At 43.1% G+C, this 7,988-nt stretch carries 6 protein-coding genes; 3 read left to right on the forward strand and 3 right to left on the reverse strand.

What is annotated here, in order from left to right; all coding sequences use genetic code 11:
- The first annotated feature begins 12 nt into the window (after window positions 1–12).
- On the forward strand, window positions 13–729 hold the full coding sequence (gene bshB1, locus AC1W6K_RS05085; protein ID WP_481946688.1) for a bacillithiol biosynthesis deacetylase BshB1: 717 nt from the start codon (window positions 13–15) through the stop codon (window positions 727–729).
- On the opposite strand, the gene AC1W6K_RS05090 is transcribed toward bshB1, so the two are convergent.
- Genes AC1W6K_RS05090 through AC1W6K_RS05100 form a run of 3 tightly spaced genes read right to left on the reverse strand, consistent with a single transcriptional unit; the run spans window position 726 to window position 4,242 of the window.
- Complete coding sequence (locus AC1W6K_RS05090) at window positions 726–2,567, reverse strand: LTA synthase family protein (protein ID WP_481946689.1); 1,842 nt, start codon at window positions 2,565–2,567, stop codon at window positions 726–728. The genes bshB1 and AC1W6K_RS05090 overlap by 4 nt on opposite strands.
- A complete protein-coding gene (locus AC1W6K_RS05095; protein ID WP_481946690.1) occupies window positions 2,564–3,430 on the reverse strand; it encodes a carbon-nitrogen hydrolase in 867 nt (288 codons plus the stop codon). Before AC1W6K_RS05095 ends, AC1W6K_RS05090 begins: the two co-directional genes overlap by 4 nt.
- Window positions 3,427–4,242, reverse strand: a complete 816-nt coding sequence (locus tag AC1W6K_RS05100; RefSeq protein WP_481719694.1) for a glycosyltransferase family 9 protein — start codon at window positions 4,240–4,242, stop codon at window positions 3,427–3,429. The genes AC1W6K_RS05095 and AC1W6K_RS05100 overlap by 4 nt, the downstream gene beginning before the upstream one ends.
- Window positions 4,243–4,338: 96 nt before the next feature.
- Between AC1W6K_RS05100 and AC1W6K_RS05105 the strand changes: the two genes are divergently transcribed.
- Together AC1W6K_RS05105 and AC1W6K_RS05110 are read left to right on the forward strand one after the other, a co-directional pair.
- Window positions 4,339–5,817 (forward strand): glycine--tRNA ligase, encoded by a 1,479-nt coding sequence (locus AC1W6K_RS05105; protein WP_481719696.1) that lies wholly within the window; start codon window positions 4,339–4,341, stop codon window positions 5,815–5,817.
- Window positions 5,818–5,836: 19 nt separating this feature from the next.
- Window positions 5,837–7,891, forward strand: coding sequence for a DUF349 domain-containing protein (locus tag AC1W6K_RS05110; protein WP_481946691.1), 2,055 nt, complete (start codon window positions 5,837–5,839; stop codon window positions 7,889–7,891).
- Window positions 7,892–7,988 lie beyond the last annotated feature (97 nt).

Here is a 7,988-nt window from a genome sequence, read left to right on the forward strand (position 1 = left end):
CTGTACAATCTGATGAAACTTGACATATTAGTGATGGCCGCTCATCCAGATGATGCTGAATTAGCTTGCTCAGGAACGATTCGTAAGCAATTAGCACTGGGTAAGAAAGTTGGCATCGTTGATTTTACACGTGGTGAATTAGGGACACGGGGAACACCGGAAATTCGCTTAGCAGAATCTGCGGCGGCAACGGAAATATTAGGCATTCAGGTACGTGAGAATATAGGTTTGGCGGATGGTTTTTTTGTGAATGATCAGGCGAGCCAATTGAGGTTAATTGAAGTGATACGGGCATATCAGCCAGATATTGTATTAGCTAATGCGTTGGAAGATAGGCACCCTGACCACGGAAAAGGTGCACAATTGGCCATAGATGCCTGTTTTTTGAGTGGCTTGCGCAAGATTGAAACATCACGCAATGGCGAAAAACAAACGGAATGGCGTCCCAAACAAGTCTTTCATTACATCCAGGACAGATACTTGGAGCCTGATTTTGTGGTTGACATTACGGAACATTGGGCAATGAAAGAAGCCGCAATTCGTGCGTTTCGTAGCCAGTTTTTTGATCCTAATTCAAACGAACCAGCTTCCTATATTTCGAGTCCAGAATTCTTACACTTCATCGAAGCGCGTGCCCGTGAAATGGGACATAAGATTGGGGTGACCTACGGCGAAGGGTTTCAAACACAGAAAACAATCGCCATTCAAGATTTAAGCATACTCGCTTAATAACTCAGGTAGGTAGCAAATACTTTTTGCATGTACGCTTGACCAAATGGTAATAAATTTTTACTTCCCTCCTGCTTGATCAGGCGCTTTCCCACATTATCATAACTGGTAAACCCTTGTTTACTAATCACTCCAAAGCCATTATCCCAGTCAAAGAATGCATATCCCCGCTCTGGATGGGTGGCAAATAAATCTTGACTAAACGCAAACCGACTGCCATCCAAGCCCATTTGGCCTAACACAGTTTTGGCGATATCCGTTTGGCTACCAAAAACCGATACCTGTTTTCCACGAAATTCAGGCTTGATGACATCACCAAAAAGTACTAGCGGAATATGAAAGCGTTGCGATTCTGAAATCGCATATTTTTCTTTTGGCAAGCGGTGACCATGATCAGCCACAATGACAAACAAGGTATTTTTAAACCAAGACTCTTTGCGTGCAGAACGGATAAAAGCACCCAAGGATTTATCCGTATAAAAGGCCGTGCTCCGAAAACGATTCGGCAAATCGGACCCAGGAAAGCGTGGAGTCTCCGGAAATTCAAAGGGCTCATGATTCGAAAGCGTGAGCATGGTCGCAAAAAACGGTTGGCTCAACTGACCCAACTGTTTTTTAAATCGCTTAAATACGACACCGTCATGGGCACCCCATTTTGAATTTTGATCCTCGGGCGCGAACGCATGCTTGTCGGTGGAATGATCAAAACCATGGCTCAGTACATAGGGCTTAAACCCAAAAAACTCACTTTCACCCCCATACATGAACGCTGTTTGATAGCCTTGTTCTTTAAAAACCTGAGCGACCGAGGGTAATTTTTCTTGCTTATCCGTCTCGGAAATAATGCTTTTTATTGCCTGCGCTGGGAATGCACTCATCACCGCAATTAAACCTTTATCTGTACGATCTCCCGACGCATACAAATTCGAAAAAGATACACCCTGACGCATCAAAAGCTCTAATTCAGCACTTATTCCCGTGTCACCCCCTAATGATTCTACGACATCAGCCGTGAAACTTTCCAAGATAATGAAGACGACATTGGGACGTTTATTGGTGAGAATTTCCGTTCGGGCCAACGAATCTCCTGAATCATATACGTGCAGAATCGAATCTACCTGAGACTCGGGCAAATAATGAAAATCGGCCGTATTTCCAGCTAAATTATTCGTAACATCCTGCGCCAAATTCCACGAAGTATTCACTGCTGCATGGTTTAAGATAGGCTTGGAAGAAAAATACGCCATGCTTTGGCTAATGGGAGCTAATTGCCAACCGCCCCGCACGCTCAAAAAGGTCAGTCCTAAAACCAACAAACTAAGTATAGGCCGCACTAACCAAGGATGTAGCTGATAGACAGGTCGAATAAAGAATCTGAGAAGCCAGCCAAAAAACAGAACCTGAAAAAGAAATATCCCGACTGTCAAACCGATACCCGTTTCCAGGCTCGAGATCGTCGATTCGTATGGATAATTAAAAAATATTTTGAAGACTTTATAGTTGACCTTCGCTCCCCACTCTTGATATATATTCAAATTTACGGCCCCGATGAGTGCAAATAGACCAATAAAAAACCGATGGTACCCATTCAAAAATCGCGGGGAAACAAACGATTTTCCGGTAACAATTTCGACTGCCCATAACAAAGCGGGAATGACGAGCACATAACCCGTCATGGAGGCATCGAGCCGCAGGGCTGACTGAAAGATTGCAAATACTTCCGTGCTACCGTTTTCAGTTATGGAATCCCAAAATTTAAAGATAAAAATTAGGCGTTCGACCAAAAAGAAGATTAGCCAAAAAGCGTACAAACGAATGAGGCTAATTATGTAATTCAATCGATGAAACGTTTAGTGATGTCTTGGTAGGAGTCGATGCGGCGATCACGCAGGAAAGGCCAAGTCTTGCGATAATATTCGCTTGACTCTACGTCCACATCCACAATGGCCACATCCTCCACATCATGTGGCGCTTGGAAAATGATGCGTCCGCCGGAATTGGCAACAAAACTACCTCCCCAAAATTGCTGCCCATTTTCAACGCCTACGCGGTTCACTGAGATGACAGGAACACCGTTTGCAATGGCATGCGAGCGCTGAATCGTTTGCCACGCTTGGTATTGCTCGCGGTTGATTTCGGAGTTTTTTTCTTCCAAATCCCAACCGATCGCCGTTGGATATACCAGCACTTCCGCACCTTGCAAGGCGGTTAGTCGGGCTGCTTCTGGATACCATTGGTCCCAACAAATCAACACGCCGACTTTGGCAAATTTCGTATTAAAGACCCGGTAACCTAAATCACCTGGCGTAAAGTAATATTTTTCGTAATAGCCTGGATCATCTGGAATGTGCATTTTACGGTATTTACCCAGGTATGAACCGTCTGCATCAATCACCGCCGTCGTATTATGAAATAAACCCGCTGCCCGTTTTTCAAATAACGAAGCGATAATCACAACGTTTAATTCCTTGGCTAATCCGCCAAACATATCCGTGCTAGGACCTGGAATCGCTTCAGCCAAATCAAAAAACGCCGTATTTTCTTCGTAGCAGAAGTATACGGAACTGAACAATTCTTGTAAGCAAATTACCTGTGCACCGCGAGCTGCGGCATCGCGGATTGCTTGCACCGTTTTAGCTATATTCGTAGCTACATCGGTCGAGCAATTTAACTGAACTAAGGCAAAAGAAACGTTTTTCATAGCGTTTTTGAAGCGTTAATGAGTGGACTTAGGTCAATGTCTTTCATACAATGAAAGTGATTCAACGGGCAATAATTTAGCAGTTTCGGAGCGCATGGCCGACAACCCAGCCCTTTATTTTCTAAGATTGTAAGCGAATCGCTTGCAGGTAAAGTAGAGGTTGTTGGCCCAAAAATAGCAAACGTCTTTTTTCCCAATATTTGCGCGATTTCGAGCATGGGTGAATCGTGGGTAATAATGAATTCCGCACCGCGCATGATGGCAGCCATTTCCGAGTGTGAGTGGACCTTACACAGGTTGTATACTTTTTCTGGAAATATTTTATTGAATCGATATCCTAGATTTTCATCCCACGAATTACCAAGTAAAATGATTGACGTATCTAATTTATCGAGGAGACGAACGATGTTTGGGTAGTCCAATACTTGCGTGACAAACTCCCCTTCCAACGCATAAACGATGTATTTTCCCGTAATACCTGTAGAGGCAAGGTCAAATGCAGGAACCTCTTTGATAAAATCAACAGAGGCTATATCGGTCCACGGTTTTGGCCAGGAGCCAATCGTTAATTTGGTCCAAAAAGTAGTCGCTTCTGGACTTAAATCATAAATTTTATCAAACGAAATACCACGGGGTTTCTCGGTATGAATCAATGCGCGATCTATTACAAGGCTAAATACCTCGGGAAATTCAATGGAACAATAGACATGTATTTCAGCATCCTGGTATTCAGCTTGCATGGCGCGAATTTTCCGAACGCTTTCAATGGCGTTTGAGGAACCAGAAAAATGAAGACAAAGAATTTGCTGCATATAAAAAAATGAACTGGCAAAATTAAGAAAAATCTTTGCTAAGCCGCATACTTTCATTCTTTTCGGTAAATTGCGGACTAAATTTGAATGGATTACATGGAGCAGAAAAAACAGGATACCGCCTCAGCATTAAAAGATATCATATCGCATGCCAAAGAATACGGTTTCGTATTCCCGTCCTCGGAAATTTACGATGGCTTGCAAGCTGTTTACGATTACGGTCAAAATGGTGTAGAATTAAAGAATAACTTAAAGAATGTTTGGTATAAGGCTATGACGATGTTGAACGACAACGTTGTTGGCCTAGACGCATCTATTTTCATGCATCCATTAACATGGAAAGCTTCTGGTCACGTGGATTCATTTAATGACCCGATGATTGATAATAAAGATTCAAAGAAACGTTACCGTGCGGATACCTTACTTGAGGAACGTGCAGCAGCTCTTGAAGATGAAGGAAAAGCAGTTGAGGCAAAAGCCTTAATGCAGGCGATGGCGAAGGGATTAGATGCGGGAGATTTGGAGGCTGTTCGCCAGTTAATCATTGATCAAAACATTAAATGCCCAGTTTCAGGCACGGCGAATTGGACCGAGGTACGTCAGTTTAACTTGATGTTTTCGACCCAAGTGGGTGCCGTATCTGAAGATGCATCCTTAATTTATTTACGTCCAGAAACGGCGCAAGGTATTTTTGTTAATTTCTTGAATGTGCAAAAAACGGGCCGCATGAAAGTACCTTTTGGTATTGCGCAAATCGGAAAAGCCTTCCGTAACGAAATTGTCGCACGAAATTTCATCTTCCGTATGCGTGAATTCGAACAAATGGAAATGCAATTTTTTGTACGTCCTGGTACGGAGATGGATTGGTACAACAAATGGAAAGAAACGCGGATGAAGTTTCACCAGGCGATCGGCTTACCGGCTGATTCCTTGAAATTCCATGATCATGATAAATTAGCGCATTATGCCAATGCGGCGGTGGATATTGAATATAAGTTTCCATTTGGGTTTAAGGAAATGGAGGGGATACATTCGCGCACCGACTTTGATTTAAAGGCACATCAAGAATTATCAAAGAAAAAGCAGCAATATTTTGACCCAGAAATAAATCAGAACTATATTCCGTACGTGGTTGAGACCTCGGTGGGAGCTGACCGTTTGTTTTTAGCGATTTTGTGCAATGCATATACTGATGAAACGACGGGTGAGGGTGAAAGCTTGAAACAACGCGTTTACTTAAATATTCATCCGGCTTTGGCGCCTACGAAAGTGGCTGTATTGCCTTTGGTGAAGAAAGATGGATTGGCGGAGAAAGCACAAGAAATTACGAATCAATTAAAATTTGCCTTTAATACAACCTATGACGATGGTGGAGCAATTGGCAAGCGCTATACCCGTCAAGATTTAATTGGGACGCCGTATTGCGTCGTAGTCGATTACCAAACGATGGAAGATCACACGGTAACGGTGCGGGATCGCAATACCATGTCCCAAGAGCGCATTTCTATCGCGGACCTAAAAGAAAAATTAGGTTATGCGGTATCGATGGAGCGTATTTTTGAAAAATTAGTTTAAAAACGCAAACAACGACAACATGACGACTGATCAAAATCCAGCTGAAGAGGAAAACGTACCCGTACCATCACCGGAGCCAACAGAAATACTTTCGAATGAAGTTGATGCGGCTGCACCAACAGAGACGGAAGAAATACTTTCCGTAGAAGTTCAGGAACCAGCTCCAGTGGAGACAGTTGAAATAATTTCCAAAGAAGTACAAGAACCAGCTCCAGCGGAGACAGTTGAAATAATTTCCGAAGAAGTGCAGGAACCAGCTCCAGTGGAGATAGTTGAAATGATTTCGAAAGAAGTAGTGGCGCCTGCGCCCGTAAAAGAGGTGGAATATCCTCTATTTGATTTGGCGGTGGCTACGAAGGATAATTTCTTAACCTACTTTGGCAAGATCAAAGAAATCGCGTCGGCACATGCGCATGCGGCTACCTATAAAAAGGTAGATGAAATCACAAAAGAGGTCAAAGAGGCGTGGAACCAATTGAAGCAAGCTGAAAAGCAAGCAGCGATTGAAGCGTTTAAATCGGCCAATGAAGGTTCTGATGAAGGATTTGATTTCAAAGATGAGGCGATTCATGCGGTAGAACAAATTTTAGCTAGTCTTCGGACTGAGAAGCAAGCTTTTTTCCAAACCTTGGAAAAGGCCCGAGAGAAAGCTTTAGAAGGCAAAACGCGTTTGATAAATGAATTAAGAACTTTAGTGGATGCGGATGATTATTCGGATCCGGCGCATGTAAATGCGAGTTTCAAGGCGTTTAAAAAGATACAAGAAGAGTGGAAGGGCTTGGGTTCCGTGCAAGGGCCGATGAACCAGACACTTTGGCAATCCTACCATGCATTAGTTGACCGTTTTTATTCAAACCGTTCCATCTTTTATGAGCTGTTGGAATTAGATCGCAAGAAGAATTTACAGGCAAAAGAAATCATTGCTGCCAAATTGGAAAAATTAGCAGCTTCTGTAGCTACTTCGACTAAAGTTCCTGCCCTATTGAAGGAAGCGGAGGAATTATTTAATGAATATAAGCATATTGGACCAGCGCAGCGGGAGGAAAATGAAGCGATGTGGCAGCGGGTAAAGAAATCCTTGGATGTTTTATTTGAGCAAAAGCGTCAAATTAATGATGCCAATAAAGCTGTATTTGAGGAGAATTTGAAGATCAAAAAGGAGTTGGGGGATTTGATGCATACGTACGCGGCATTCCAGTCGGCGACGATCACCGAATGGAACCAAGCTTCCAAGGCGGTTTTAGCCATACAAGAGCAGTGGGGTAAATTAAAGGGTGGTATGCCACGCGATGGAGGCAAGGATGTCAGTCATCAATTTTGGGCAGATTTAAAGTTGTTTTTCAAGCATAAGAGTGAGTTTTTCTCAAAGATAGATGCGGAGCGTAAGGCCAATTTGGCTGCGAAGCAATTGTTAATTGAGCAAGTGGAAGGCATTGTAGCGGTGGGAACGGATACGGCAGAAATCACCCAGCAGGTGATTGAATTGCAGAAAAAGTGGAAAGATATCGGTCATGTACCGGAGAAGCAGAAAGATAGTATTTACACTAAATTCAAAGTGGCTTGCGATGCGTATTTCAACTTAAAGCGTTCTGCATCTAAGGGTGCAAAGGACGAGGAGTTTGAAGCAAATTTAGTTGCGAAGCAGGCAATATTGACGGAAATGGCGGCGATGTTGACCGATCCAAGTTCATTAGCGAAGTTGGGCACGATCAAGGCCAACTGGGATGCGATTGGTTTTGTGCCGCGTAGGGATGTAAAAATGATTCAGGAGAGTTTCCGGAATTCGTGGAATGCGTTAATTGATTTGGCGCGGACACAGCCGAAAGAGCAATTAGCGGCGTGGGGATTTGAATTGAAATCATTGAAAAATGAGTCGGCAAGTTCAGCTTCCGAAGGCTCTGCTCCATCGGCAGATAACCGCAAGAAGATTCAAACCTTGGAAAATGATATTGCGGTGTTAACCAATAACTTAGAGTTCTTTGCGAAGTCGAAAAACAGTGATAAGCTACGTGCTGACGTAGAAAAGAAAATTGAGGTGGCTGAAAAAGAATTGGAAAAACTGAAAAAAAGTTAAGATTTTTAGAAATCGATTTTGCGTTTTAGGAGAATAATACTACTTTTGTATTCTCAAATGCGCCTCCTTAGCTCAGCTGGTAGAGCAACTGATTTGT

The organism is Aquirufa sp. (assembly GCF_964796385.1).

Excerpts from the sequence above, each read along its gene's own strand:
- AC1W6K_RS05095 (WP_481946690.1), bottom strand. The coding sequence starts at position 3,430 with ATGAAAAACGTTTCTTTTGCCTTAGTTCAGTTAAATTGCTCGACCGAT.
- AC1W6K_RS05105 (WP_481719696.1), top strand. The coding sequence starts at position 4,339 with ATGGAGCAGAAAAAACAGGATACCGCCTCAGCATTAAAAGATATCATA.
- bshB1 (WP_481946688.1), top strand. The coding sequence starts at position 13 with ATGAAACTTGACATATTAGTGATGGCCGCTCATCCAGATGATGCTGAA.
- AC1W6K_RS05110 (WP_481946691.1), top strand. The coding sequence starts at position 5,837 with ATGACGACTGATCAAAATCCAGCTGAAGAGGAAAACGTACCCGTACCA.
- AC1W6K_RS05100 (WP_481719694.1), bottom strand. The coding sequence starts at position 4,242 with ATGCAGCAAATTCTTTGTCTTCATTTTTCTGGTTCCTCAAACGCCATT.